This window comes from Sphingobacterium sp. R2, assembly GCF_040760075.1.
In the GTDB taxonomy this organism is placed as follows: domain Bacteria; phylum Bacteroidota; class Bacteroidia; order Sphingobacteriales; family Sphingobacteriaceae; genus Sphingobacterium.
Genome location: NZ_CP142884.1, coordinates 211,987 through 237,549, shown reverse-complemented (window position 1 = coordinate 237,549; position 25,563 = coordinate 211,987). Strand labels below are relative to the sequence as shown.

At 41.2% G+C, this 25,563-nt stretch carries 24 protein-coding genes; 13 read left to right on the top strand and 11 right to left on the bottom strand.

The genetic code is table 11. The features are described 5' to 3' along the window. The first annotated feature begins 67 nt into the window (after positions 1–67). Together VXM68_RS01075 and VXM68_RS01070 are read left to right on the top strand one after the other, a co-directional pair. Positions 68–1,906: a UbiD family decarboxylase gene (locus tag VXM68_RS01075; RefSeq protein WP_367210199.1), complete on the top strand. Its 1,839-nt coding sequence runs from the start codon at positions 68–70 to the stop codon at positions 1,904–1,906. Positions 1,907–1,984: 78 nt separating this feature from the next. Beyond that, positions 1,985–2,320, top strand: coding sequence for a HopJ type III effector protein (locus tag VXM68_RS01070; protein ID WP_293956570.1), 336 nt, complete (start codon positions 1,985–1,987; stop codon positions 2,318–2,320). A 200-nt stretch (positions 2,321–2,520) separates the two neighbouring features. Here the strand turns inward: VXM68_RS01070 and VXM68_RS01065 are convergent, their stop codons facing one another. Next, positions 2,521–2,982, bottom strand: coding sequence for a VOC family protein (locus VXM68_RS01065; RefSeq protein ID WP_294187397.1), 462 nt, complete (start codon positions 2,980–2,982; stop codon positions 2,521–2,523). 175 nt (positions 2,983–3,157) lie between these two features. Next, on the bottom strand, positions 3,158–3,733 hold the full coding sequence (locus tag VXM68_RS01060; RefSeq protein WP_367210198.1) for a Crp/Fnr family transcriptional regulator: 576 nt from the start codon (positions 3,731–3,733) through the stop codon (positions 3,158–3,160). 235 nt (positions 3,734–3,968) lie between these two features. Here VXM68_RS01060 and asnB point away from each other — a divergent pair, with 235 nt between their 5' ends. From asnB to VXM68_RS01045, 3 genes are all read left to right on the top strand, one after another. Further along, on the top strand, positions 3,969–5,657 hold the full coding sequence (gene asnB, locus VXM68_RS01055) for an asparagine synthase B (RefSeq protein WP_312331171.1): 1,689 nt from the start codon (positions 3,969–3,971) through the stop codon (positions 5,655–5,657). A 323-nt stretch (positions 5,658–5,980) separates the two neighbouring features. Beyond that, a complete protein-coding gene (locus VXM68_RS01050; RefSeq protein ID WP_367210197.1) occupies positions 5,981–7,549 on the top strand; it encodes a M20/M25/M40 family metallo-hydrolase in 1,569 nt (522 codons plus the stop codon). A 2-nt stretch (positions 7,550–7,551) separates the two neighbouring features. Next, positions 7,552–8,520, top strand: coding sequence for a polysaccharide deacetylase (locus VXM68_RS01045; RefSeq protein WP_367210196.1), 969 nt, complete (start codon positions 7,552–7,554; stop codon positions 8,518–8,520). On the opposite strand, the gene VXM68_RS01040 is transcribed toward VXM68_RS01045, so the two are convergent. From VXM68_RS01040 to VXM68_RS01030, 3 genes are all read right to left on the bottom strand, one after another. Next, positions 8,517–9,122, bottom strand: coding sequence for a CDP-alcohol phosphatidyltransferase family protein (locus VXM68_RS01040; RefSeq protein ID WP_367210195.1), 606 nt, complete (start codon positions 9,120–9,122; stop codon positions 8,517–8,519). The genes VXM68_RS01045 and VXM68_RS01040 overlap by 4 nt on opposite strands. Before the next feature lie 118 nt (positions 9,123–9,240). Continuing rightward, the gene (locus VXM68_RS01035) at positions 9,241–11,424 is read right to left on the bottom strand and encodes a DPP IV N-terminal domain-containing protein (RefSeq protein ID WP_367210194.1); all 2,184 of its coding nucleotides are present in this window, start codon (positions 11,422–11,424) and stop codon (positions 9,241–9,243) included. A 264-nt stretch (positions 11,425–11,688) separates the two neighbouring features. Beyond that, positions 11,689–12,417, bottom strand: a complete 729-nt coding sequence (locus VXM68_RS01030; RefSeq protein ID WP_294187386.1) for a DUF1080 domain-containing protein — start codon at positions 12,415–12,417, stop codon at positions 11,689–11,691. A 73-nt stretch (positions 12,418–12,490) separates the two neighbouring features. Between VXM68_RS01030 and VXM68_RS01025 the strand changes: the two genes are divergently transcribed. The 3 genes from VXM68_RS01025 (at position 12,491) to VXM68_RS01015 (ending at position 14,317) form a co-directional block, all read left to right on the top strand. Next, a complete protein-coding gene (locus VXM68_RS01025) occupies positions 12,491–12,859 on the top strand; it encodes a dihydroneopterin aldolase (RefSeq protein ID WP_294187384.1) in 369 nt (122 codons plus the stop codon). A 79-nt stretch (positions 12,860–12,938) separates the two neighbouring features. Continuing rightward, on the top strand, positions 12,939–13,649 hold the full coding sequence (locus VXM68_RS01020; RefSeq protein WP_294187382.1) for an AAA family ATPase: 711 nt from the start codon (positions 12,939–12,941) through the stop codon (positions 13,647–13,649). 224 nt (positions 13,650–13,873) lie between these two features. Beyond that, a complete protein-coding gene (locus VXM68_RS01015; protein WP_209578952.1) occupies positions 13,874–14,317 on the top strand; it encodes an Hsp20/alpha crystallin family protein in 444 nt (147 codons plus the stop codon). A gap of 172 nt (positions 14,318–14,489) precedes the next feature. On the opposite strand, the gene VXM68_RS01010 is transcribed toward VXM68_RS01015, so the two are convergent. Further along, entirely contained in the window at positions 14,490–14,927 is a 438-nt protein-coding gene (locus VXM68_RS01010; RefSeq protein WP_209578951.1) for a thioesterase family protein, read from the bottom strand. A 118-nt stretch (positions 14,928–15,045) separates the two neighbouring features. Here VXM68_RS01010 and VXM68_RS01005 point away from each other — a divergent pair, with 118 nt between their 5' ends. The 4 genes from VXM68_RS01005 to VXM68_RS00990 all read left to right on the top strand — a co-directional run bounded on the left by VXM68_RS01005 (position 15,046) and on the right by VXM68_RS00990 (position 18,766). Then, positions 15,046–15,549 (top strand): sigma-70 family RNA polymerase sigma factor, encoded by a 504-nt coding sequence (locus tag VXM68_RS01005; protein ID WP_293956555.1) that lies wholly within the window; start codon positions 15,046–15,048, stop codon positions 15,547–15,549. Continuing rightward, complete coding sequence (locus VXM68_RS01000) at positions 15,539–16,180, top strand: hypothetical protein (protein ID WP_367210193.1); 642 nt, start codon at positions 15,539–15,541, stop codon at positions 16,178–16,180. The genes VXM68_RS01005 and VXM68_RS01000 overlap by 11 nt, the downstream gene beginning before the upstream one ends. Before the next feature lie 70 nt (positions 16,181–16,250). Beyond that, positions 16,251–17,903 (top strand): AarF/UbiB family protein, encoded by a 1,653-nt coding sequence (locus tag VXM68_RS00995; protein ID WP_293956554.1) that lies wholly within the window; start codon positions 16,251–16,253, stop codon positions 17,901–17,903. Between the two features lie 77 nt (positions 17,904–17,980). Further along, positions 17,981–18,766 (top strand): SDR family oxidoreductase, encoded by a 786-nt coding sequence (locus tag VXM68_RS00990; RefSeq protein WP_367210192.1) that lies wholly within the window; start codon positions 17,981–17,983, stop codon positions 18,764–18,766. Between the two features lie 65 nt (positions 18,767–18,831). Here VXM68_RS00990 and VXM68_RS00985 read toward each other — a convergent pair whose 3' ends face one another. Continuing rightward, positions 18,832–19,425 (bottom strand): YceI family protein, encoded by a 594-nt coding sequence (locus VXM68_RS00985; protein ID WP_294187375.1) that lies wholly within the window; start codon positions 19,423–19,425, stop codon positions 18,832–18,834. Positions 19,426–19,527: 102 nt separating this feature from the next. Further along, positions 19,528–20,115, bottom strand: a complete 588-nt coding sequence (locus VXM68_RS00980) for a Crp/Fnr family transcriptional regulator (protein WP_293956550.1) — start codon at positions 20,113–20,115, stop codon at positions 19,528–19,530. A 244-nt stretch (positions 20,116–20,359) separates the two neighbouring features. On the opposite strand from VXM68_RS00980, the gene VXM68_RS00975 reads away from it, so the two are divergent. Further along, positions 20,360–20,899, top strand: coding sequence for a GNAT family N-acetyltransferase (locus VXM68_RS00975; protein WP_294347709.1), 540 nt, complete (start codon positions 20,360–20,362; stop codon positions 20,897–20,899). 8 nt (positions 20,900–20,907) lie between these two features. Here VXM68_RS00975 and VXM68_RS00970 read toward each other — a convergent pair whose 3' ends face one another. From VXM68_RS00970 to VXM68_RS00960, 3 genes are all read right to left on the bottom strand, one after another. Then, positions 20,908–21,309, bottom strand: a complete 402-nt coding sequence (locus VXM68_RS00970; protein WP_293956547.1) for a DUF1634 domain-containing protein — start codon at positions 21,307–21,309, stop codon at positions 20,908–20,910. Positions 21,310–21,387: 78 nt separating this feature from the next. Continuing rightward, entirely contained in the window at positions 21,388–22,221 is an 834-nt protein-coding gene (locus VXM68_RS00965; RefSeq protein ID WP_293956546.1) for a sulfite exporter TauE/SafE family protein, read from the bottom strand. 220 nt (positions 22,222–22,441) lie between these two features. After that, on the bottom strand, positions 22,442–25,549 hold the full coding sequence (locus VXM68_RS00960; RefSeq protein WP_294347707.1) for a CusA/CzcA family heavy metal efflux RND transporter: 3,108 nt from the start codon (positions 25,547–25,549) through the stop codon (positions 22,442–22,444). Between the last annotated feature and the right edge of the window lie 14 nt (positions 25,550–25,563).

The following is a 25,563-nucleotide window of genomic DNA, read 5'->3' as shown; positions in this document are numbered from 1 at the left end:
TTTTTATCCTGTATAATCAATAATTCTGTTAAATTTGTGGATTGACGTGGTGAAACAGATTTAATATATGGGATACAATAGTTTAGAAGCATGTGTTGCGGATCTTGAAAAGCATGGACATTTGATCCGTATCAAAGAAGAGGTTGATCCTTATCTCGAAATGGCTGCAATTCATATGCGGGTATTTGATGTTGAGGGACCGGCCTTGTATTTTGAAAATATCAAAGGTACCACATTTCCTGCGGTATCCAATTTGTTTGGTACATTAGAACGTTCGAAATTTATGTTTCGCGATTCGCTGGATCACTTAAAGAAATTGGTGGATGTTAAAATGAATCCTGCAGCGGTGCTGAAAAATCCTTTTCAATATATTGGTTCATCTATGACAGCGTTAGGTGCCCTACCTTGGAAAAAGAAGTCGGGTGCTCCTATTCTTTATGGAAAGACATCCATTAGTAAACTTCCGCAGATTGTCAACTGGCCCATGGATGGTGGTGCTTTTGTGACGATGCCGCAAGTATATACCGAAGATGTCAGCAAACCGGGTATCATGCAGGCTAATCTCGGGATGTACAGGATTCAGCTTTCTGGTAACGATTATCTACCGGATCAGGAAATTGGTTTGCATTATCAGCTGCATCGTGGCATAGGGATACATCAAACAAAGGCAAATGCACTTGGTAGACCTCTAAAGGTGAGTATTTTTGTCGGTGGACCCCCTGCACATCCGTTAGCTGCTGTAATGCCATTGCCGGAAGGACTTTCTGAGATGATTTTCGCGGGCGCATTGGGGAATAGAAGATTCCGTTATTTCTATGACAACGAAGGGTTTTGTATTTCAGCAGATGCTGACTTTGTGATTACAGGTACTGTTTATCCGAATGAAAATAAGCCAGAGGGTCCTTTTGGTGACCATATCGGCTATTATAGCCTGACCCATCCGTTCCCATTGATGAAAGTACACAATGTGTACCATAAGAAAAATCCGATTTGGTCTTTTACGGTTGTGGGGCGTCCACCGCAGGAAGATACCAGCTTCGGCGCTTTAATCCACGAAATTACAGGTGCTGCCATTCCACAGGAGATTTCGGGCCTTCATGCTGTTAACGCTGTTGATGCCGCTGGGGTGCACCCCTTGCTTTTCGCCATAGGTTCTGAACGATATACGCCTTATCAGCGTGTGGACCGACCGCAGGAAATTTTAACAATAGCCAATCAGATACTGGGTAAAAATCAGCTCAGCCTTGCTAAATATTTGTTTATTTCAGCACATGAAGATAATCCGCAATTGGATATATATGATATCCCGGCTTTTTTGGGTCATATCCTTGAACGTATAGACCTTACTCGGGATGTTCATTTTCAGACCAATACGACTATCGATACGTTGGACTATTCTGGAGATGGATTAAATGCCGGTTCAAAGGTGGTTTTTGCTGCCGCTGGTACAAAGAAAAGAGCATTGGGCCGTGAATTGCCGGCTGGTTTTGACCTGCCGCGACCTTTCAATCAGGCAAAATTTGTCCTACCTGGTGTGATAGCGATCGATGGACAGGCATTCTCAACATACGAGAATGAATCGAAAATTATCAAAGAATGGTGTCGCGCTGCCGCTGCAAGCTCCTGGGAAGGTTTTCCATTGATCGTTTTATGCGATGATGCGAACTTTACCGCTGCTACTGTCAATAACTTTGTTTGGACAACGTTTACCCGAAGTAATCCTGCATTTGATATTTATGGAATTGATAGTTTTACAAAATTTAAACATTGGGGTTGTGAAGGTCCTTTGATTATTGATGCGCGAACAAAACCCCACCATGCCCCGGCTTTGATCAAAGACGAAGCGGTGGAAAGACGTGTGGATCGGCTTGCTGCAAAGGGAGGCTCACTTCATGGCGTTATTTAAGAGCGTTTGATGCCTGTTCATTCAGGTTTATGGTGCAGAAATTCAATTCGAATAGATTTTAAAAGGTATAACATCAAGATGAATACAGCAGAATTATTGATTAAATTAAAAGGAAGCGAATTACAGTTTCAGGAAGTATTGGCGCATATTGCCGATCACTACAGCTATAGTCCCAGTGCATTTCAGAATGGGACGCTGAAAAACTCAAAAGAAGAAAATCAAGGCAGTGCAAAAGTGTTCTATTTTGCGCAGTTGCATAATCTTTCCCAGGAAGATACATTGCGCCTTTTTGCCGAGCATTATCAGCATGTACTCGATAATCCGGACGGAGATGGCCATCAGAACATTCGTCAATTTAGGACAAATGGCTGGGATGGGATCCTGTTTGAGGAAAAAGTACTGGTAGAAAAATAATAGATTTAACGTGGTAGCGGCAAAAATCGGAGATGCCTGTGGAATGGCCATTTCAATTTTGTCTTTTCAAAACTGCCACAACAAGATGTTTTACTGTGGGTAGCATAGGTGCTACACGATAACGAAACCAAGCGAATAGAAAGGGCAGTAGGGATAGATGACTGCCCTTTTTTGCCAATGTTATCTGATGAGCAGTTGGCTTAAGCGTTACTTTCGCAATCTTCTTCTTTATTTCCACCAAAGTAAACCATCCAGCAAATGCCGAACTGGTCTTGAAAAGCGCTGTATAGTTCGGCAAAAAATGTTTCTCCGAGCGGCATTTCGACCAACTTTGCATCGGTAGTTAACGCATCATATAATGTTCTTGCCTCTGCCTTGCTTTCACACATGAGCATGACATAGCTGTTGTTTCCTTGAATATAGTGTTGTCCAAAAGCGGGAACAACATCAGCGCCCATCAGCATGCTATCTGCATTGATGGAAATGGCGGTGTGACAGATTTTATTTTTCGCTTCGTCTGGAACAGGAGGCATTTGTGGATCAGCAGGAATATCCCCGTAGCGCATGTAGCCGGGGTTCTTGGTGTTGAACACTTTTTCATAAAAATTGAAAGCTTCTTCGCAGTTTCCGTTAAAATTCAAATAAGCGTGTAATTTTGCCATAATTTCTGGTTTTGAATGTCTATTACTTTTTGGGCTTCCTATATTCCATCCTGCTATCCTATTGAAGCGGATTACATGTAGACAGGAAAGCTCGAGTAAAAATAACCTGAAACCTGTTTAAAAAACTTGTCCTGAGGCAAGTTTAAAAAAAAGAGCACGCATGTCAGGAAAAAGGCTAATTCCCTTGCGCAATTTCTTTGCGGATACGACTCAAAGAAGTATCAGTAATACCCAGATAAGAGGCAATATGCTTGAGTGGTGCTTGCTGTATCAATAGGGGTTTTTCTTTCATGAGGTGGAGATAGCGCGCCGTTGCCGGTTCGGTAATCATCGCAATCGCTCTATTTTTACTGTGAACAAGCTCGTTGGCCATCCAGGATCGGCCCCATTCCCTAAATCCAGGAATCTGATGAAAGAGCTCCTGAAAATCTTCGAATTTTATTTTCCAAAGGCGGGTTTCCACAAGTGCCTGAATATTTTCAACCGTTGGACTACGTTGAAAAAAGGACGCCACTTCAATAACGACCTCCTTGTCAATACAAAATCCGGTAGTGACTTCATTACCATCGTAATCATGTAGAAAAGAACGTGTGAGTCCTTGCTCAATCAGGTAGTAAGCATTTGAAACCTGCCCCTTGGTCAATATAAAGTCGCCCTTTTTGACCGTTATGGCCGTATGTTTTTCTGTGATAGCAGTCAATTCCTCTGCTGTGAGCGCTAGCGCGCTGTAAAAGGTTCTGATTGGATCCATATCCGGGTTATTTGATTATAAGTCCAATGTAATCATAAATGTCTAGACCACCTGCTGATCTTTTGTGTGATTATTTTAACCAAACATGTGTTTCATTGATAATTTTGTTTGTTTTGAAAAGTATTTTTAATAAAAATATAAAAAAAATTGAAAATTATTGTGAAAATAGTTTTTAATTGTTTTACTTTGTATCAATAACATAATGTAAAAACGAAATCTTTAAAAAGTTCATAATATGTGTGGAATTATTGGCGCTTTTGAATTAAAGCAACCTGCAAGCTCATTGAGATCTCAAGTATTGGAAATGTCAAAACGTATTCGTCACCGTGGTCCTGATTGGTCGGGTATTTTTACTGGCGAAAAAGCGTTGTTGGCACACGAGCGATTAGCTATCGTTGATCCTAAATCGGGAAGTCAACCTTTGTACAGCCCGGATGGTCAAGTTGTACTGGCAGTTAATGGCGAGATCTATAACCACCATGAATTAAGAAATAGTCTTCCTGATTATGAATTTTCGACACAAAGTGATTCTGAGGTTGTGTTGGCTTTATACTTAGCAAAAGGGCCTTCATTTGTTGACGAATTGAATGGTATTTTTAGTTTTGCACTATATGATTCGCGTGACGATTCTTTTTTTGTTGCTCGTGACCATATGGGGATTATTCCCTTATATTATGGTAAAGATAAAGAGGGGCAGCTGTTTGTCGCATCGGAATTAAAATCACTGGAAGGTTTCTGTGAGACGATCGAACAATTTCCTCCGGGCCATTATTTGTATAGTAAAACCGGGCCAGTTCCACAGCGCTGGTACCAACGCGATTGGGAGAGTTATGACACAGTAAAAGATAACGAAACGGATATCGCTGTTTTACGCAAAGGATTGGAAGATGCGGTGCATCGTCAGTTAATGTCAGATGTGCCCTATGGTGTACTGCTCTCTGGAGGTTTGGATTCATCTGTTATTGCTGCTGTAACGAAGAAGTTTGCGTCTAAACGTATTGAGAGTGACGATCAGGAAGATGCTTGGTATCCTCAATTGCATTCATTTGCCGTAGGTTTGAAAGGTGCCCCAGATTTAATTGCAGCAAAAAAAGCTGCTGATCATATTGGCACGATACATCACGAAATTAATTTTACGATCCAGGAGGGGTTGGATGCTATCCGTGATGTAATCTATCACTTGGAAACGTATGACGTGACAACAGTCCGTGCTTCGACACCAATGTATCTATTGGCGCGTGTAATCAAATCGATGGGAATTAAAATGGTATTGTCTGGCGAAGGTTCGGATGAACTTTTTGGTGGGTATCTCTATTTTCATAAAGCACCCAATGCACAGGAATTTCACGAGGAAACTGTGCGCAAGCTGAAAAAACTTTATCTGTACGATTGTCTACGGGCAAATAAATCACTTGCTGCCTGGGGAGTAGAAGGACGCGTGCCTTTCTTGGATAAAGAATTCATGGATATTGCCATGCGCATCAACCCTTCCGATAAAATGATTCGCGAAGGAAGGATGGAAAAATGGGTGGTACGTAAGGCGTTTGAAGACTATCTGCCGGAGAGCATCGCTTGGCGCCAGAAGGAGCAATTTTCTGATGGTGTAGGCTACAGCTGGATCGATACCTTGAAAGAGCAGGCTGAAAATAAAGTTTCTGATCAGGAATTTGCCGAGGCTTCGACGCGCTTCCCGATAAACACACCGAAAAATAAAGAGGAATTTTTATATCGAACAATTTTCGAGTCACATTTTCCTTCAACAGCGGCAGCTCAAACTGTTCCTTCAGTAAAATCTGTTGCATGTAGTACGCCCGAAGCGTTGGCATGGGATGCTTCTTTCCAGCACCTGAACGACCCTTCGGGTAGAGCGGTGGCTTCTGTGCACCAAGAGAGCTACGAAAAATCGAAAGTAGAAGCTGTGTAACTAATCAACCTTCATATCTATATTTTTAGTAAAGCCTGGAAAATATCTTTTCAGGCTTTTTTTATCCCTTCTTTTGGCATTTCCGGAGGAAATAAAAAGATATAATTGAGCTGCTCTAAAATAATGTGTGTTTTTAAATATTCTTTAGTAATTTTCGGGAACACCAATCACCGGATGCTTTGGTTTTCCAAATTAATTACAGACCAACGTGCTGTCTTTTTCAGAAGCTCCTGATTGGAGCCAATGGAGAATGTACGCGGGGTAGATCACACGTGCGGTGTCTGTTTGTGAACGGATAATTATAAAACAACTAATAATAACATATGAAAATAGATGCAATGATACCATTCGGAATAAAATCTTTGGGATTAGCACTTCTTTTATGGAGTACTCCCCGAATTTTTGCTCAGGATAAGGAAGCGATGGTCTCGTCGATTGTCCAGGAAGCAAATGCAAATTCGCAATTGGAAAAGTATGCATTTGAGCTGATCGACATGATTGGCCCTCGCCTTGTTGGGAGTCCACAAATGCAACAGGCGCACGACTGGGTTGTGAAAAATTATAATTTGCTTGGAGCGCAGGCCCGTAATGAGCCGTATGGCGAATGGCGTTCTTGGGAACGGGGCACCTCCCAGGTGACGATGACCTATCCGCGTGTGAAGTCCCTGGAAGGTACACAGTTGGCTTTCAGTCCGATGACAAAAGGGAAGGGTGTCGAAGCAGAGGTGGTGACTATGCCTTTGTTTCAGTCTCAGTCCGACTTCCAGTCGTGGCTTAGAACTGTTAAAGGGAAAATTGTGCTTATCGGCATGAATCCATTGTCGGGACGTTCAGATGCCAACTGGAAGGAATCTGCTACAGCTCGAGGATACGAAAAATATCAAACCTTAAAAAACGATCAGCTAAAAAGGTGGGAACGCAGTATGATCTACACGGGAAGCACTCGTCGGACATTGCCTTTAGCATTGGAAGAAGCCGGTGCAGTTGGTGTCATAGATTCTTACTGGACAGAGTTGCCGGGTATCACGCGTATTTTTGATGCAAAATCTAAACAGATTCCCGTCTTTAATGTGGGATTGGAAGATTATGGTCTATTATACCGTATGGCAGAACATGGGGTCAGACCCCGGGTGTTGCTTCAGGGGAATTCCAAAGAGCTTGGAATATCAAAAACTTATAACAGTATCGCCGAGATCAAAGGTAAGGAAAAGCCCAATGAATATGTTGTACTGTCGGCACATTTAGATTCGTGGGACGGGGCCTCTGGCGCGACAGATAATGCTACCGGTGTGATTACCATGATGGAGGCCGTCCGTATTTTAAGGAAGGTTTATCCGGATAATAAAAGAACAATTTTGGTTGGGAACTGGGGGAGTGAAGAGCAGGGGCTAAACGGTTCTTCCGCATTTGTCGAGGACCATCCTGAACTTGTAAAAAATATACAGGTGGTGTGGAACCAGGATAATGGAACAGGTCGAATTGTTCGTATTGGGGGCAGTGGTTTTGAAAAATCTTACGAATACATTGGTCGTTGGCTACAATATCTACCTGAAGATTTTCGCAATGAAATTCAAACGAGTTTTCCCGGTATGCCAGGAACCGGAGGAAGTGATCACTCTTCTTTTGTTCAAAAAGGAATTCCGGCGTTTGGACTTTCTTCGACTTCTTGGGACTATGGTAAAGTGACCTGGCATACCAATCGCGATACCTACGATAAGATTGTGTTTGATGAGGTGAAACAAAATGCCATTATCGTTGCGATTTTAACTTACCTAGCCTGTGAAGAACCAACTTTGGTCTCCCGGGAAAAAATCACATTACCTATCGATAAAGATGGTAAGCCGGCAGCATGGCCAACGAATCTTCAGTCGAAAAGAACAAGCGGCAATTAGTCATGAAACAACTTATATTAATTTATCTATTTCTCGTATGCGGTCTTTTTTCTTTTGGACAGACTTCATTTGTCAATTTAGAAAACTACCGGACCGAGTGGCTGATCCTTCGTGAAAATGACCGATCTCTGGTGGGTATTCGTAGTTTCACATCGAACGCTGTAAAGTATTACCTCACGGTAGATCCTACGACACTGCAAACGCGTGTAGTAGGTGGTCGATCGGTAAGCATGGTCTATAAAGATGCGGGTGAGGTTAATAAAAATTTAATGGGTTCTGTGTATGAAAGCTGTTTTTCCTTCGTTAGAAAAACGGAGAATAACTTACAGGATGCTGGTCTGAACTTTAGCTTTCCTAAAGAAGCGGGTATTAATTTGACAATCGATTTATGTCCTTCACATAAGCCCTTGGATAGAGTTATTTTTGAGGATCTTCTATTGGCGTTTAAGGGTGTCGATGCGACTTTGCCATTGGCTGTTTCTATTTCGGGTAAATGGATGCTGAATCATAGGGCTGATCTGGACTGGCTTAAGTCGTTGGCAGGAAAAGGTGTCAAGATTACTTGGATCAACCATACGTATGACCATGTCTTTAACAATCAACCACTGTCGTCCAATTTTTTGCTTTCTAAAAATACGGATCTAAGATTTGAAGTGTTGGAAAATGAAAAATTGATGCTGAAGAATGGCCTAGTGCCTTCGGTGTTTTTCCGTTGTCCGGGCTTGGTTTCAGATCGCCAAATTATTGAAAGCCTGATATCTTATGGTCTCCTTGCCGTTGGGTCAGATGCCTGGCTGGCTAAGGGGCAACAGGCGAAGAATGGCAGTATTGTCCTGATTCACGGTAACGGAAACGAGGAGCTTGGAGTACATGACTTTATCAAATTACTTCAGGCAGAATCGCAGGCAATAAAGGCGAAGCATTGGACATTATATAGTTTATCTGAAGGTTTGGATGAGGAGCCGCATTAACTATTGAACAACTTGTTTTTAAGGATCGCCTTTCCCTTGCGTAGCTGGATAGCGTGGTAGATACTTGGGATGTCGTTAGACCATTTTTTGAGTGTGAGGATAATAGCAATAATTTCCAAACGTGTAAGAAGGCCTAACCAGATCGTTAACTGAAATAAGATTGTTGATTGGCAATGCAGCAGTAATTCGACTAAAAGGGCGAATAAAAACAGCGTCCAGATCTTCGCTCCAATGGAGTGTGTTGCAATTTCCTTTTTAAATTTTGCAAAGCTAATGATGTAGGTTAATATCTCTGATCCTACCAGGATCAAAATCAATGTAGCATTATCCTTAAAAAATTGGGGACAGCTCAGGTAGGTTACCAGTGAAATACAGGCAAAAAACAGAAGATCAACACTGGAGTCCCATCGGCGTAACAGCGTGGTAGAAACAGCTAGCCTACGGGCAATAATGCCGTCAAATATGTCGCTTAATAATCCGATTACAAGAAATGAAATTGCATACCATTTAAATTGATCCACTTTGAGCAAGTAAAAAAGTAACAGCAGCAGGCCTAAGACAAGGCGCAGTATAATGAGTGTAAAAGGAATGTTCTTTTTCAAAGCCTGTGATAATCGGTTAAAGTGTTGTCATTAAAGATACGTATTGTACATTGTAAAACAAAAAAGGCATCTTTCATATGGAAAGTTGCCTTTTTTATTTTTCTAGCTTGCCTGAGTTTTAAGATGGATTTTTGAGGTGTTGATTAAAATAGTCTGCAATTTTTTCGTACATATGGATACGGTCTTTCCCCATCACGTTGTGTTCATGAGTGGGGTATAGAAAATAATCTACTTGCTTTCCGGCTTTAATACAGGCTTCTAAAAACTCCATGCTATTCTGTTGAACAACAACTGGGTCCTGTGCGCCGTGAATAATCAATAGCCTTCCTTTCAGCTGATCCGCTTTATTGAGCAGTGATGTTAATTTATAGCCGTCTGGATTTTCCTGTGGAGTGTCCATGTAACGTTCTCCATACATCACTTCATAAAATTTCCAGTCGATGACTGGACCTCCGGCTACAGCAGCCTTGAAAATGTCGTTGTGGTGCAGCATGAAGGAAGTAGTCATGAATCCACCGAAGCTCCAGCCAAAAATACCCATGCGTTGTTGGTCAACAAAGGATTTTGATTTAAGGAATTCAATTCCTTTCATTTGATCGGCCATTTCATTTTGGCCGAGGTTGCGATGAGTAGCGGTGTAAAAATCCCGACCTCTGTAATTTGTGCCGCGATTGTCCATCGTGAAGACAATGTAACCTTGCTGGGCCATATACATGTCGAAGTAACCTGCTCCGCCTAACCATTTGTTAGACACCAACTGGGAGTGTGATCCGCCATATAAATAGTACATGACCGGGTATTTCTTGGCAGGGTCAAAATCGTTGGGATAAATGATACGTCCTGTCAACGGGTATTTTCCATCTGCAGAAGTTAACTGTACAAATTCGATTTTAGGATCATTTATTTTCCCGGTAAAAGGATTTTCAGCATTGACTAAGGTCGTTTCTTTAGCAGATTTGACATTCTTGATCTGAACTTTATTAGGTGTTTTTAAATTGCTGTATTGATCGTAAATATATTTGCCGTCGTCACTTAAGGCAGCATGGTGCATACCAGATTCATGTGTTAACTGAATCGTCTTACCCGATTTTAGATCAACTTCGAATAACTGGCGATCCAAACCATTATTGGTTACGCCGGTATAACTTACTTTGTTGCCATCGGCCGAGAAATCGAGTAATGTTTCCATGACGATGTCTTTGTAGCCTAACTTTTTAATTAAATTACCGTTGGTATTGTATAAGTACAGCTGATTGTAACCATCCTTGTCAGATTGATAAAGAAATTGATCTGGTTTGTTTGGTAAAAATGTTAACGGGTTTTCAGGTTCAACCCAGGTTGTTGCAGTTTCTTCAAATAATGTTTTGACCAAGGAACCGTTTTCAGCATTGTATTTGTTGACTTTAAGGTCATTTTGTCCGCGGTTAAGGAGTCCGACATAGATGTATTTTCCAGAAGGATCCCAGGTAACCATGGTTAAATACTGCTCTGTATGCTCACCGGTTTGAAGTGTCACTTTTTGTCCAGTTTTGGTATCGTAAACGACTAAGGAAACTTCTTCTGATTTTTGCCCTGCCATTGGGTACTTTATCCATTTGATGTCCGCAATGCTGGAGCTCCATTGTGGCAGAGGATAATTGGCTACCATAGTTTCATCTTTACGATAGTAAAGCAGTTTGTCATTCTGATTGCTCCACCACATTCCTTTCTTGATACCAAATTCCTGACGGTGTGTGTAATCGCTTCCATTGACAATCCCTTTATTGCTGTCATCGGTTACAGCAGTAATTTTGCCATTCTTGTCAATAATTTCAATGTTGTTTTCGACTAGGTAAGCGATTTTAGAAAAGTCCGAACTTACCTCACGATTCGCACCTTTGTTGTCATTGCCGATAAAGCTTTCAATAGTTTTGGATTGAATGTTGTAAGTTAAGGTGTACGTTTTATCTTTTCCTTCAACTTGGAGTAAGAGCGAATTTCCGTCATGCCATTTATATTCAAAAGGAAACATCCGAAGACTGAATGCGTCATTTGGAATAGCCGCCTTTAAAGCGGTTTCGAGGTCCGCTTTAGATGCCAGAGTTGTCTCACTCCAATTGTTTGTTGAGCTTTTCGATAATAGATTTTGGTATGATTTATCGAGATAGGAGATGGTGCTGGATTTTGGGATCCACGACGCACCAACGATCGATGTCGGTGCATAGGTGCGGGGACCAAAGACTGTTTCTTCTAAATTGAGATTGCGTTGTGCATAGCTACCTAAGGAGCTTGCCAACAAGAAGAATAGCGCAATTCTTTTCATTAAGCTGTAATATTTTGTGAAAGTTTATTCTAAACGGCATAAATGAACCCGTTCCAACGGTTATTTTGCGCTATGCTCTACTCACATCGGACTAAGAGGTCTGCTGTGGGTAAAAAATTAACGCACAAAGAACGTATTATATTCCGTTTTGTTTTACTATTTATAGGGCTAAAATTAGGGAAATAGCCCTACAAAACCTAATACAGAATTGTTGCTTTCGTAACTAAAATTGTTTCCTGCAAACCTCTACTTCTTGCTGCTTAGCTACAGTTTACGTAGCCATATGTTTCGGAATTGAACCAGATCACCATGATCCTGTAGCATGATCGGGCCTGGACCGTGGCTTACTTGTTTGGGCAGCCCTATATATTCTGTCGTACCGTCTATTTGGGTATTGTTTTGCACTAATACGCCATTATGTAGCACGGTTACAGTTCCTTTACAGATTAATATTCCATCTTTACTGAATTGGGGGGCTTTGTAAATAATATCATACACATGCCATTTGTCTGGCGCAATTACCTGCGCCAGTGGTGCGCGCTGTTTGTAAAGACTTCCTGCTCCACCGTTGACATAAGTCGGATTGTTGTTGTTGTCCAATACCTGAATCTCATATAGTCCTTGTAAGAAAATTCCACTATTGCCTCTTCCTTGACCCTCACCTTTGATTACCTCGGGGCTTTTCCATTCCACATGCAGTTGGAAATCGGTAAAATGTTCGTTGGTCTCAATGGCTCCAGCTCCGGGTTTTACTTCGAGTACATTATTGTTCACCGTCCAGTTGGCCTGCCCTTTTTCACCTTTCCATTTACTGAGATCCTTGCCGTTAAAAAGGACAATGGCGTCGCTCGGTATGCCATGATCGATTGTTATGGTTGGAGGGACGGGACTGTAATATTCCGTGTCAGAGGGTTTCATATTGGTCTGGGCATATAGCCCTGTCGCGCCAAATAAGAGTGTCAATGCTATCGCTGAGGATAAAAAAGCGTTCATTTGTTGGTTTTTTGGTAATGGTTAAATATACAAATAATCCCTGTTGTATGGAACAATTTCCTTAGGTTTGTGCATGGCAACCATTTTACAGACAGTATCACTGAAAGAAGCGCGATTCTATGCACCGATAGGGTATTATGAAGAGGAACAGGTGTTAGGTAACGAATTTTTTGTCTCTATTGACGTATGTTTTCCCTTTTTGAATTTGGAGACGGAGGATTTGAAAAATACGCTCAATTACGAGGAACTTTATCAGATTACTGCCAGCGTAATGCGACCTAAGCGCAAATTGCTTGAATCTGCTGCGTCAGAAATATTGGATCAGATTCGAAGTCGGGTATCCCATGCTGTAACGATAGAAGTCGTCATACGAAAATCAAATCCTCCTTTCGGAGGCGATCTTGCCTGCTCACAAGTCAGTCTTAACTATTTCAAAGATTAAAAAATAAACTGGATCAGCCGTATGTCGCCTGAAAGATTTAGTTTTAGCAACAGTTATTTGAATGTCTTAAAAGTATACTATGAATATTTTTGATCTGGTCATTGCTGATAAAGAAAAGATTGCTTTGGAAACGGTTTTCTTACAGAAAGAAAGTCGTCAGAAACTTTTGCAGCTCATTAAAGAGCATCGTTATATCAAAGAGCTTGCGCAATACGGCCTGCCGGTCAGTAATAAGATTTTACTGCATGGTTATTCTGGCTGTGGAAAAACCACAACCGCCAAAGCGCTGGCAACTTCGCTCGACAAACCCATTTATGTGTTAAATTTGAGCAATCTTATTTCGTCTCGTATTGGAGAGACTTCGCAACACATGAAGCAGGTCTTCGACAAAGCGGGGCGCGAAAAGGCCGTTTTGTTTTTAGACGAATTCGACCAAATTGGTAAAGCACGGATTAGTGAAGAAAAGGATGTGGGTGAAATGCGCCGCCTCGTGAATTCTATTATCCAACTGATCGATTATTTTCCTGCTGAAGCGGTATTGGTTGCTGCTACGAATCATCCTGAGATATTGGACACTGCTATCGTTCGACGTTTTCAGCTTCGTCTGGCGTTTGAGTTACCGAACAACGGGCAGTTAGATGCCTATTATGATAAACTGTTTATGCCATTCCAACAGTATGCTGAAGTCGTTCCCCGGCGTTATGGGATTTCTTATGCAGAGGCAAAAGATTATATTTACGATGCTGTCAAATCCTTGGTCATCGCAGCGCTAGAGAGCGATGAAATTTAATGTTGTTTTAAAATGGATAGGTTGTTTTGCTTTTCTAGACGCCAAGCTGATGTGTGCCGTTGTTCGCATAATGTGTAATATGTATAGACAAAATGGCATTTATTTTTAGTTATAAGTGTCATTTTGTCTTTAAAATAGGTGTGGTACGCAAATTGAATAATTCCTTTCAAATAGTTAGAACAAAAAAGCTTAACAATAAAACAAAAAATTAGGAGGACAAAAAAATGGCATTAATTAAATTCCCATCAAAAAGTTTAAATACTGATGCAGTAAATCCGTTTGTAAATACAGTATTTGATAATTTATTCAACGATAATTTTATTTCAGATCGTTTGGTTTCTCGTGTTCCAGCGGTAAATATATCAGAAACCGAGAAATCTTTCAAAGTCGAAATGGCTGCGCCAGGATTAGATAAGTCTGATTTCAAAATCAATGTAGATAAGAATCTGATTACGATTTCGGCAGAGAAAAAGGAGGAAAGTGTCAGTGAAGAAAAATTATACAGTAAAAAAGAATTCAATTATTCGTCGTTCTCACGCTCGTTTACTTTGCCTGATACGGTAGACTACAGCAGTATTGAGGCTGCGTATGAAGGGGGGATATTGATTTTGACTGTAGGCAAGAAAGAGGATGCAATTATCGCTAAGCGTTTAATTGAAGTGAAGTAGTTGATAAGCGTTGAATCGCATATCCGATTTTGAGATGATCAAAGGAACGATAGAAGAAGGATAAAGGAAAATAGTTTTTAGGTTTAGTTTATGTTTTCATCCCTTGGAACCTCATTTGTGTTCCAAGGGATTTTTTTCTTTTGTATCAGTTTGCTGTTCTATCTACTATAGATTATTCTGTCTCTTCATATTTTTCAGCTCGGGGAATTTTGGCGAGAAGGGGCGCTAGTTCTTCTGGCAATTTTGTTAATTTTCGTTTTTGGAGGTCTAGCCATGCTCCATCGACATGAACTGTGCAGCAGCGGGTTCCGTCCGAACGAAATACCTGGTGCATAAATGAAAACCGGCTATTGTTTTTGTTGTATTTCGTCAATTCCACTTTGACTTGTACATATTCGTCCAAATGGATTTCTTTAAAATACAGGAGTTCTTCCCTAAATAGTATGGGACCGATATGGTATTCCGCAAATTTATCGAGAGAAAACCCCATCTTGTGCAGCATATTACTGCGGGCCTGTGCACAAATATCAGCGTAAGCAGAATGGCGCATATGTCTATTTGCATCGATCTGCGCCCAAATGATCTGACCTTCATAAAATATATTTTCCATAATCTCTAACGATAAGTCTCATTTTTAATAACAATTTACATATTTTTAAATAAAGCTGTAACATTTTGCATGCTTGCTATACTTATTACCTAAACTAAATTTAATAAAAAGTCGCTAGGTGAACCCATCGGAAATAGAATTTCTTAGACTGATTGATGAGAATAAAGGTATTCTCGTTAAGGTGAGCCGTATGTATATGGATGATCACGATGGGCGGCAGGACCTGTATCAGGAAATAGTCTATCAATTGTGGAAATCCTACGGAACATTTAAGCGGCAGAGTAAATTTTCAACATGGATGTATCGTGTTGCCCTTAATACGGCCATGGTATTCTTAAAAAAGGAAAAGAAGCATCAGATTTACGATGCGTTGGACGAACGGCATGACGCTGCTGATGAAGGTTATGACGCTGATAAAGATGAGCAATTAAAAGTTTTCTATCAGGCAGTCCAGGAACTGAATGCAATCGAGAAAGCGCTGATCTTTTTGTTTTTGGAGGGCCAAAGTCATCGGGAAATTGCAGAGAATTTGGGTATATCGGAGGTGAATGCCCGGGTGAAATTGAACCGTACAAAAGAGCGAATTCAACAGATCATTAAAAAATATAACTATGAATTTTGATGAGTTAAAGAAGTCTTGGCAGGAACAGCCGACAGATGAAGATTTGCAGAATCCAAATCTGAAGTACTACAAGGAGGTAGGCAATATTATGAGCAAGCTGCGCAAGAACATCAAGCGCGAGTTTATTTCATGGTTGTGTTGTATGTGTTTTCTATTTTTGGTACCCATATTGCCCATTTATAAGATCGAAGGTTATGCAGCATTTGCCTATTACTTTTTTATTGTACAGATATCGTTATCGAGTCTTCTATACTATCGAAGATTTTTTTACTTGGTAAAAAGTACAAAGCAAATCGAACTGTTGGCCTCTAAAGAACATTTGCTTAAAACGTATTACGACTTAAAGTATGCCGTTGAGACGTATCGTATTGCAGCCTATGTGATGATCCCACAGGCGTTGTTTCTTTATCTGATCATGATCGCCCAGAACCGAACGAGTGTATGGTTTGATCGGTTATATCATTTCAAGGAGACTTTTGCAGCAGATCCTCATTTTATTGTTTGGATGATCCTCTCGGCAATTGTTGCTATTGTTTTGGTTGTTGGTGTGACGGAACTTATGATTCGCTGCTATTATAGTCGTTACCTCGTTCAGATCAAAGATAAGCTGGATCAATTGGAGACGGAATAAAGTTTCACAGCAAACTGTGTTTTTTGCGCATGGATATTTCGTATATTGTTATCGAAATCCAAGATCCGTTATGTTTAATCCGACAAAGAAGTTACAGCGCAGTTCGCAGATCTTAAGTATATTGGCCAAATATGGTTTTAAAGACGCAATCGCTCGATTGCCATGGAAAGGGTCTAGAGCGTCAGTAGATCATCCTATTGACGTCGATACAGTTAGTGTATATGCGCGTATACGCATGGCGCTTGAGGAGCTAGGTCCGGCTTTTATCAAGCTTGGACAATCTGCTTCGACCCGGGAGGGGCTGCTGCCGAAAGATTTGGTGGATGAACTTAAGCGCCTGGAGGATAATGTTCCGCCTTTTGAAGTCGACATTAAATCCTATCTTGCAGAAGAGCTGCAACTGGATATTGACGCGTATTTTCAGGAGATTGTGGCCGAACCGTTTGCTGCAGCGTCTATCGCTCAGGTGTACAGAGCAACCTTATTAGATGGCACCCAAGTGGTGTTAAAGGTGCGACGCCCGGGTATCGATGAGCTGATGCGCAGTGATCTCGCACTCATGCGTGATATTGCCAAAATCCTGACCATGTACAATGATGTGCTGGAAAACCTTAATCTATCTTTGATTGTCGAATCTTTCTCCATGACTTTGCAGGAGGAGATGTCTTTGGCAATTGAACGACACAATATTGAGCGGTTCGCTAAAAATTTTAAGGGAAATAAAGATATTAAGGTGCCGAGAGTTTACCCCGAACTATCGTCTGATCGTGTGCTTTGCATGGAGTATCTGGATGGTTTTAAAGTTACCGATGTGGCAGAAATCAAGCGGCGGGGAATGGATGTTCAATTGCTTGTTAAAAATGGGATCAATTTGTATCTCGAACAAGTTATTATCCATGGTTTCTTCCATGGTGATCCGCATCCAGGAAATATGATGGTAATGCCAGATGGGCGAATTGCCTTTTTGGATTTTGGAAATATGGGTAAATTATTGGGCATAGACCGTAGACTGCTGGAAGAGTTTATTCAATCGGCCATATCCGAAGATGCTGTCCGGCTTGCTGACGTGATTGAAGATGTCGCTGTCGTCAGTCATATACCAGACCGGAATCAGTTTGAGCGCTCGCTTTATGAGATTTTTGATATGATCGACAATGTCTCACTTGGCGATCTTAGCTTAGATTTATTATTCAATAAACTATGGAAAATTATTGGCGACAATCGCCTGTATTTTCCAGAGTATATCTATCAGTTGATGCGGGGCATCTCACTGATGGAGGGGATAGGGCGCCAATTATATCCTGATCTCAACATTATGGAAAGCATTAAGCCCTTTGCGCGGCGCATTATGATGGAAAGGCTCTCTCCGCAGGCCATGTTCAAAAAAGGAAAATATAAAGTGGAGTCCTTTGTTCGTGATGTGGAGAAACTACCAGAAGATATGCGTGCGCTCGTTCGCTTATTCCGGACCGGGAATTTTACCCTCAACCATCGTTTGATCAGCGCCCGATCTTTCAATACGATCTTAAGAAAAGGGGTCAATCGTATCGTCATTGGCATTATGTTTATGTCGCTCAATTTGTTGGGCGGAATGATCATCGTAGCGCGAGTTGAACCGAAATGGTGGGGAATCCCAGTTTTTGCCTGGATATGCTTAGGTTCGGCTTGGGTTTTTGCAGTCTATTTATTTATTGCCATGATTCGGGCAAAAGACAACGATTAGTGTTATCGAAGATGGTGTTTTAGTGAAGAAGGATGGTTGGGAATGTAGCTAAAGAATAAGATAGGAAATAACAAAATATGGAAATTAATCTAACTGGAAAAAAGGCTTTGATTGGAGCGAGTTCAACCGGTATAGGTGCCGGGATTGCCCGAGTGCTTGCCTCTTGTGGCGTATCGGTAACATTAGCCTCCCGAAATGAGCAAAAGCTACAGCATGCCTGTGAAAGTTTAGACCGGTCTAAAGGGCAGGTACATCAATATTTGCTGGTGAATTACAACGATCACGAAGCCTATAAAAAACAGATAGCACATTATTTTGAGTCGAATAAGGTTGATATTTTAATCAACAATTCGAATGGACCCCAAGCAGGAACCATTGCTCAAAAGCATCTTTCAGATTATCAGGACGCTTTTGAGCTCTTGTTTCAAAATCACTGCTACACGACCGGATGCGCGCTGCCCTATATGCAAGCTAACGGATATGGTCGTATTATCAATGTTTCTTCTTCTACGGTGAAGGAGCCCGTTTCTAACTTGGTATTATCCAATACTATTCGTACGGCATTGGTTAGTTGGAGTAAATCGCTGGCGGAGGATGTTGCCAAAGATGGTGTGACTGTAAACAGTATCCTGACAGGACTATTTGATACCGACCGCATACAGTCGCTAACCGATCTGGATGCACAACGTTTGGGCATATCGTATGATGAGGCGCTGCAAATACGCTTAAAACAGGTTCCGGCACAACGCCTGGGTAAACCTGAGGAATACGGCTATCTTGTCGCTTTCCTTTGCTCAACCTATGCAAGCTATCTTACCGGTGCCAATATTCCGCTGGATGGCGGTCTGTTAAAAGGTCTGTAAAAAATGATGGCTATCTGATATCAAATCGGATAGCCACCAAGTTTGTGTGATTTATTATTTCCCAATTAATTTAACACCAATTCAGTGTTTACAATGATATCAACATCCGAAGCAACAGCTTCTACACCCGAAGGTAGTTTATCGTTGTATTTCAAGCCAAAGTCGTGGCGGTTAATTGTTGTTTTAGCAGTGAAGCCTGCACGTGTTTTGCCCCAAGGATCGGTAATGATCCCCCCATTTTGAGTTACCTCGAATGTCACTTTTTTCGTTACATCACGGATTGTTAGATCCGCTACCATCACATATTTTCCTTTTACTTTTGCATTTTTAAAACTAACAGACTTCAATGTCATTTTAGGGAATTTTTCCGCAGCGAAAAAATCGTCAGTTTTCAAATGGTTGTCACGGGCAGCGACACGAGTATCGATACTGTTGACATCAATAGAAAAATTGATTTTGGCATTGTTAAAACTTGTACCTGTTGCAGTTTCAACTGTACCTTCTACTTTTGTAAAATCACCATCGACAAAGCTGATACCTAAGTGCTTTACGTCAAATCTTGCATTTGTATGCGCTGGGTCTGCAGACCATTTTACTTGTGCTACAGCAACATTAATCATTAATACTGCTACTGCCAAAACTTGGAAAAATCTATTCATCTTATTTTCTTTTATTTATATAACTGAAATATGTTCAAATTGTTTGTTTGAACAAATTTATGCAAAGTTGGTATAAACTTGGAAAGAAAAAATTGATGTAGGTCAAGAATTTCGATTAGGCTTCAAGAGCTGTCTTTTTAGGCGACTAAGAAACTCCTGTGTGACGCCGAGATAGGATGCTAATTGCATATTTGAAATCCTAGGGTAGATTTTGGGGTACCGCTTGATAAAATCAAGATATCTCTCCTGAGCAGTAAATCCGATACTCGAAATGATGCGATGTTGGGATGCTACCTGTGCACGCTGTGCCATTATCCTAGAAAGTTTTTCAAAGATTGGATGGTCTTTGTACAGTTTGTCTTTATCTTTTTTTGAGAGGGTAAGCACAACAGCGTTTTCTAGCGCCTGGATGTTTTGTAGTGCCGGCTCCTGATAGTTGAAGCTCGCAATATCACCAATCCACCAATCTTCAATCGCAAATTGTAGAATATGTTCTATCCCGTCGGCAGTGATATAGAATGATTTAAATAGACCGCTCACCACATATGCTTCATGATGGCAGATTTCACCGGCGCGTAGAAAGTACTCTTTTTTCTTTATTTTTTTGACTTGATAACGTGAAACGATGTCATTCAGTTCGTCCTCTGTGACATCAATACGTTGTTTTACAAATTCTCTAAATTGTTCCATTTGGCTGTAAAATACAAAATTTTGTAAAGCTAATTTTAGATGCGCTAAGATTCCTATCAACACCTACATTAGATTACGGTTAAGTTGCACTAGCTTAGCTTCATATTTGAATAAAATTTTTGTTAGATCTACATTTCTATGTAATATTTGTCTTGCTGGCCCCTTAATTTAGCTAATTTCATCATTAATTGGTATATTCTGTATAAATTGAAATATTTCGATTACTAAACTAGCACTGTGCCGCATGAAGTTTGTCGCCCCCAACACGCTCGAAAATGATCATGTTTTATTGAGGATCATGGACCCATCGGATTTCGAGGCGCTATACCAAGTTGCCAAGGACCCGCTGATCTGGGAACAACATCCCAATAAAGACCGTTGGAAAGAAGATGTTTTCCGCCAATTTTTTGAGGCTGCTTTGGCAAGTAAATCAGCTTATTTGATCTATGATAAGAAGAATCATGCATGCATTGGCAGTACACGGTATTATGGGCTTGACCAGGTTGGGCAATCAATTTTTGTTGGATTTACCTTTTATGCGCGCGCTTATTGGGGGGTGGGCATTAATCCTTTGGTAAAAGAGATGATGTTTGACTTTGCTTTCAATTTTGTAGACAGCATTTTTATGCACGTTGGTGCAGAGAATTATCGTTCGCAGAAGGCTGTGGAACGCTTGGGGGCAATCAAAGTCGCGGAGCGGACCGTGAGCTACATAAATGAACCTGAAAGGAAGAACTTTGAATATGTGCTGGAGAAATCTTCTTGGCTGCGCGCCAAGAGATAAGGCGATTATTATCCCTTGACGCCGCTAAGAATACTTCCTATAATGACAGCTAATACGATCAATGTAATGATGATATAAAGCTTGTCCTTTTCGATTACAAATCCAAATAGTGAACCAATCACCCGTACAATAGGAGTGAAAATTAATAAGAGGACACCGAGCTGTATGATTTGGGGAACATTTCGGCTCAATGCGCCAGTAATGATTCCGGTAATTGTGGTATTGGAGTTTCCCTCACCGACAAAATCGCTGTAATTCGGTACAGTTTCTTGTCCATGAACGATGAGGTAAAGGATGCCGCCCAGGATGAGAATGGAAGAAGCGATAACAACTCCTGTTCGTAAAATTTGTCCGACGAGTAGCGAGATATCTTTGTCTCCCCAATAATTTTTGGAAAATACGTGTTTCATTTTGATTATTTGTTTTCCTTCTTCCTATAGGTGAAGGATCTTACACTATTATTATGCTAATTGCGTAACGTATGTTTTTTAAAATTTATGCTGGAATCCGTTGAAAATCATCTCTAAGGCCACGAATGTTATGGCGACAGCGAAAATGATACGTAAAGTCTTTGGATTCATACGTTTTAGGAGCTTAGATCCTGTAATGGCGCCGCCTAATACGCCTAAAATTACCGGAAATGCAATACCGGGATCCATATAACCTCTTTGCAGATACACCACTGCAGAAGCTGCTGCGGTAACACCGATCATAAAGTTACTCGTTGTTGTACTGACTTTAAATGGAATTTTCATCATGCTATCCATTGCAAGTACTTTAAGGGATCCGGAACCGATCCCCAATAAACCGGAGATAACGCCCGCCACACCCATCAATGAAAAACCTCCCACAATATTGGTTAGCTTGTAGGGGATTAATTTCCCCTCAACTGGATAGGTACTGTTTAGCTTCAGTTTTTCAGCTAACGGGGAACCGCCAGCGTGCGCGTGCTCATTTTTCTTACGTACAGTCATCGCTGCAGAGAAGATCAGTACAAAACCAAAGATTATGGCGATGGTATTGGTCGGCATATAAATGGCGATAACAGCGCCAATGACCGCCCCAATGGTGGTAGCGATTTCTAAAAACATACCTAGCCGGATATTGGTAATGCCTTCCTTGACATAAGCTGTTGCAGCACCAGAAGAAGTGGCGATTGAAGCAAGCAGGGCTGCTCCAATGGCATAGCGAATATCAACATGAAAGAAGAGTGTTAATAAAGGTATCACAACGACCCCACCCCCTAAGCCTGTCAGCGATCCTAATAACCCTGCTACATAAGCACCTAAGAGAAGGATGATTGTAAATGTGAGAATAGTCATAAATATATTATTTGTTTTGATCCTTAACACACAAATTGTTTTAAGGAAGGTAATTTATTGCAAAATTAAGGGCTTTTTATCGCTTTTTAAATTTAAAAGCCGCAAGAGATACAATTGTTACATCGATACTGCCTATGCAATTGGCATGGGTTGTTATCGCTTAGCGCAGTATTGATGGTGTTCATTAATTTGATAAATTGTATATAAGCTATAGACAACACTATTCGGCTATTGTTTGCTGAATCTTTTCTTTTCTATTGAAGATATCATAGATGATCGGAAAAACCAGCAAGGTCAATATGGTTGCTGAGATTAGTCCGCCGATGATCACGATCGCCAGTGGTTTTTGTGATTCCGAACCGATACCCGTAGATAGTGCAGCTGGTAAGAGTCCTATAGAAGCCATCAATGCTGTCATAACCACAGGTCTTGTTCGCGATTTTACACCTTTATAGATCGATTGGTCATTCGGTAGTCCATCTTTCTTATTCTGATGAAATTCTGAAATCAGGATAACTCCATTCTGAATACATATACCGAATAATGCAATCATGCCTACGCCTGCTGATATCCCAAAATTCATACCTGTAACGTGCAAAGCTATAATTCCGCCAATCAGTGCAAAAGGAACGTTTGCTAATACGAGCAAAGAGTCTTTGATGTTACCAAACAAAATGAACAGTAAGAAGAAGATAACAACCAGACTGATCGGAACCACCTGAGCTAAACGGTGTGTAGCACGTTGCTGATTTTCAAATTGCCCAGTCCAGCCAATGGAATACCCTTCCGGAAGCTTAATTTTACTAACCTTTTGTTGTGCTTCTGCAATGGTGCTTCCTAAATCACGGTCACGGATGGAAAATTTAATACCGATATAGCGTTTGATGTTGTCGCGATAGATAAAAGCAGCACCGTTATCTTTTTCAATGGTCGCGATACTTTTCAACGGAATCAATGTGCCATCACCACAGGGAACCATCAGCTGCGCAATGTCTTTTTCTGTTTTACGGTATTCGGGAGCGTAGCGCAGGCGGATATTGAATTTCCGTTCGCCATCGTACAAGATTGAGGCTGTTTTTCCTCCGAATGCCATTTCGAGCACCGCCTGTGCATCGGCCGGCAAAACGTTAAACGCTGCCATACGGGTTCGATCCAATACCACACTCACTTCGGGCTGGCCAATATTGAGAATAATACCTGGATCTTTAATTCCTTGTATACCTTTTATTTGTGCATAAACTTCTTTTGCAAGATGGTCTAAAGTTGTTAGGTCGTCACCAAAAATCTTGATTCCGTTTTCAGCTTTAAAACCAGCAACAGCCTCAGCAACATTATCCGAAATAGGCTGTGAGTAGTTGTAAGTAATGCCCTGGTATTGTTTGAGTTTGTGGTCCATTTCATCAATCAGCTGATCCATAGTGATCTTGCGTGTCCATTCTTCTTTGGGTTTTAGCGCTACAGCAAACTGAACAAAACCAAACCCGTTAGGATCTGTACCATCGTTGCTCCGTCCAGTTTGGGAGAGTACACCAGTGACCTCAGGGAAGGTTTCCAACGTACTTTTTAATAGTTTGGTTGTTTTAACCGATTCACGTAAAGAAGTACTCATAGGCATCTCGGCAGTAACCCAAAGGGATCCTTCGTTTAATGTCGGTAAAAATTCTGTTCCTAAAAATTTTGCTGAAAACAAGACTACCGCCAATAAAGTAATTGCGAGGATCATGCTCAGACGTTTGTTTCTAAACGTGAAACCAAATCCTTTAGCGACGACGCTATTCCAGAATTCCACAAAAGGATTGTGGCGCTCCCGCACATTTTTATTGAGCAGAATATGTGATAAAGCTGGAACGAGCGTTAAGGTAAAAAGCAGCGCTCCCAATAAGGCAAAACCTAGGGTGAAGGCTAGTGGCGCAAACATCTTTCCCTCTACCTTCTGGAAGGAAAAAATAGGAATCAATGAGGTAATGATAATCAGTTTGGAAAAAAAGATGGCTTTTCCCAATCCCGTTCCTGTCTGTTTGATCCAGCCAGCTTTGGCCATCTTGTTGAATTTTTCCATGCCAAGTTTGTGTGCCTTATGGTCCAGCATGACAAATATCCCTTCCACCATAACCACGGCACCGTCGATAATAATACCGAAGTCTACCGCGCCCAAAGAAAGCAGATTGGCACTCATTCCGGCTAGTTTAAGGCATAGAAAAGCAAAAAGTAAGGCGAGTGGTATGATAATGGAAACAATAACTGTGGTGCGCCAGTCTGCCATAAAGAGCAGTACCATCAAGGTGACAAGCACAATACCTTCGATCAAGTTATGCATAACGGTATGTGTCGTGAAATCCATGAGGTTGTCACGGTCATAAAAAGTTTGCATCTTGACGTCCTTGGGGAGGATTTTGTTGTTAAGCTCATCTATTTTTGCTTTTACAGCAGTCAATACCTCTCTTGGATTTTCACCTTTGCGCATCACGATGGTTCCTGCTACCACATCATCATTCTTTCCAAAACCGGCTTGACCCACGCGAGGCATCGCGCTTTCTCTCACTTCAGCCACATTCTTGACGAATACAGGATTTCCCTTTTGATTGATTACGGTGATATTTTCGATGTCATTGATTGAGTTGACTAGACCAATACCGCGTACTACATAGGATTGACCGCTTTTTTCGATGACATCTCCACCGACATTCAGGTTACTTTTGCTCACGGCATCAAATACCTGTAAAGGTGTCAGATTAAATTTGTCAAGTTTTATAGGGTCCGTACTGATTTCGTAAACCAAATCTTGTCCGCCAAAAACATTGATATCGGCTACGCCGGGGACACCCCGCAGCGCCCGGTCAATGACCCATGTCTGTAAAGTAAGGAGGTCGCGTGAATTGCGTTGATCGCTGTGTAAAGTATAGCGGAAAATCTCTCCTGTAGGACCGTAAGGGGGCTGTACATCGGGATCGACATCGTCTGGCAGGCTCACAGACCGCAAGAGGTTATTGACTTGGTTGCGGGCAAAAGTATCGTCGACACCATCATCAAAGATGATTTTGACAATGGAGAGGCCAAACATGGTCGTGCTGCGTATACTCGTTTTCTTTTGTACCGGGCTCATACCCAATTCAATCGGTGTAGTCACAAAACGTTCGACTTCCTCTGCACTCCGACCATTCCATTGGGTAATGATAGTTATCTGTGTATTTGTAACATCCGGAAATGCCTCAATAGGCATACTTTTAAAACTGATAAAACCAGAAATAGCCAAAATACCCACCCAAATAAAGGTAAAAGCTTTATTCTTTATGGAAAAGGCAATGATATTTTTAATGAATTTGTTCATTAGTGTAAATGCTA

Bases quoted from the DNA above. Each gene is read 5' to 3' on its own strand.
- VXM68_RS01075 (WP_367210199.1), top strand. From the start codon at position 68: ATGGGATACAATAGTTTAGAAGCATGTGTTGCGGATCTTGAAAAGCAT.
- VXM68_RS01065 (WP_294187397.1), bottom strand. From the start codon at position 2,982: ATGGCAAAATTACACGCTTATTTGAATTTTAACGGAAACTGCGAAGAA.
- VXM68_RS01010 (WP_209578951.1), bottom strand. From the start codon at position 14,927: ATGGAAAATATATTTTATGAAGGTCAGATCATTTGGGCGCAGATCGAT.
- VXM68_RS01000 (WP_367210193.1), top strand. From the start codon at position 15,539: ATGAATTTTGATGAGTTAAAGAAGTCTTGGCAGGAACAGCCGACAGAT.
- asnB (WP_312331171.1), top strand. From the start codon at position 3,969: ATGTGTGGAATTATTGGCGCTTTTGAATTAAAGCAACCTGCAAGCTCA.
- VXM68_RS01050 (WP_367210197.1), top strand. From the start codon at position 5,981: ATGAAAATAGATGCAATGATACCATTCGGAATAAAATCTTTGGGATTA.
- VXM68_RS01045 (WP_367210196.1), top strand. From the start codon at position 7,552: ATGAAACAACTTATATTAATTTATCTATTTCTCGTATGCGGTCTTTTT.
- VXM68_RS00990 (WP_367210192.1), top strand. From the start codon at position 17,981: ATGGAAATTAATCTAACTGGAAAAAAGGCTTTGATTGGAGCGAGTTCA.
- VXM68_RS01060 (WP_367210198.1), bottom strand. From the start codon at position 3,733: ATGGATCCAATCAGAACCTTTTACAGCGCGCTAGCGCTCACAGCAGAG.
- VXM68_RS00980 (WP_293956550.1), bottom strand. From the start codon at position 20,115: ATGGAACAATTTAGAGAATTTGTAAAACAACGTATTGATGTCACAGAG.
- VXM68_RS01035 (WP_367210194.1), bottom strand. From the start codon at position 11,424: ATGAAAAGAATTGCGCTATTCTTCTTGTTGGCAAGCTCCTTAGGTAGC.
- VXM68_RS00965 (WP_293956546.1), bottom strand. From the start codon at position 22,221: ATGACTATTCTCACATTTACAATCATCCTTCTCTTAGGTGCTTATGTA.
- VXM68_RS01020 (WP_294187382.1), top strand. From the start codon at position 12,939: ATGAATATTTTTGATCTGGTCATTGCTGATAAAGAAAAGATTGCTTTG.
- VXM68_RS00970 (WP_293956547.1), bottom strand. From the start codon at position 21,309: ATGAAACACGTATTTTCCAAAAATTATTGGGGAGACAAAGATATCTCG.
- VXM68_RS01025 (WP_294187384.1), top strand. From the start codon at position 12,491: ATGGCAACCATTTTACAGACAGTATCACTGAAAGAAGCGCGATTCTAT.
- VXM68_RS01070 (WP_293956570.1), top strand. From the start codon at position 1,985: ATGAATACAGCAGAATTATTGATTAAATTAAAAGGAAGCGAATTACAG.
- VXM68_RS00960 (WP_294347707.1), bottom strand. From the start codon at position 25,549: ATGAACAAATTCATTAAAAATATCATTGCCTTTTCCATAAAGAATAAA.
- VXM68_RS00975 (WP_294347709.1), top strand. From the start codon at position 20,360: ATGAAGTTTGTCGCCCCCAACACGCTCGAAAATGATCATGTTTTATTG.
- VXM68_RS00995 (WP_293956554.1), top strand. From the start codon at position 16,251: ATGTTTAATCCGACAAAGAAGTTACAGCGCAGTTCGCAGATCTTAAGT.
- VXM68_RS00985 (WP_294187375.1), bottom strand. From the start codon at position 19,425: ATGAATAGATTTTTCCAAGTTTTGGCAGTAGCAGTATTAATGATTAAT.
- VXM68_RS01030 (WP_294187386.1), bottom strand. From the start codon at position 12,417: ATGAACGCTTTTTTATCCTCAGCGATAGCATTGACACTCTTATTTGGC.
- VXM68_RS01015 (WP_209578952.1), top strand. From the start codon at position 13,874: ATGGCATTAATTAAATTCCCATCAAAAAGTTTAAATACTGATGCAGTA.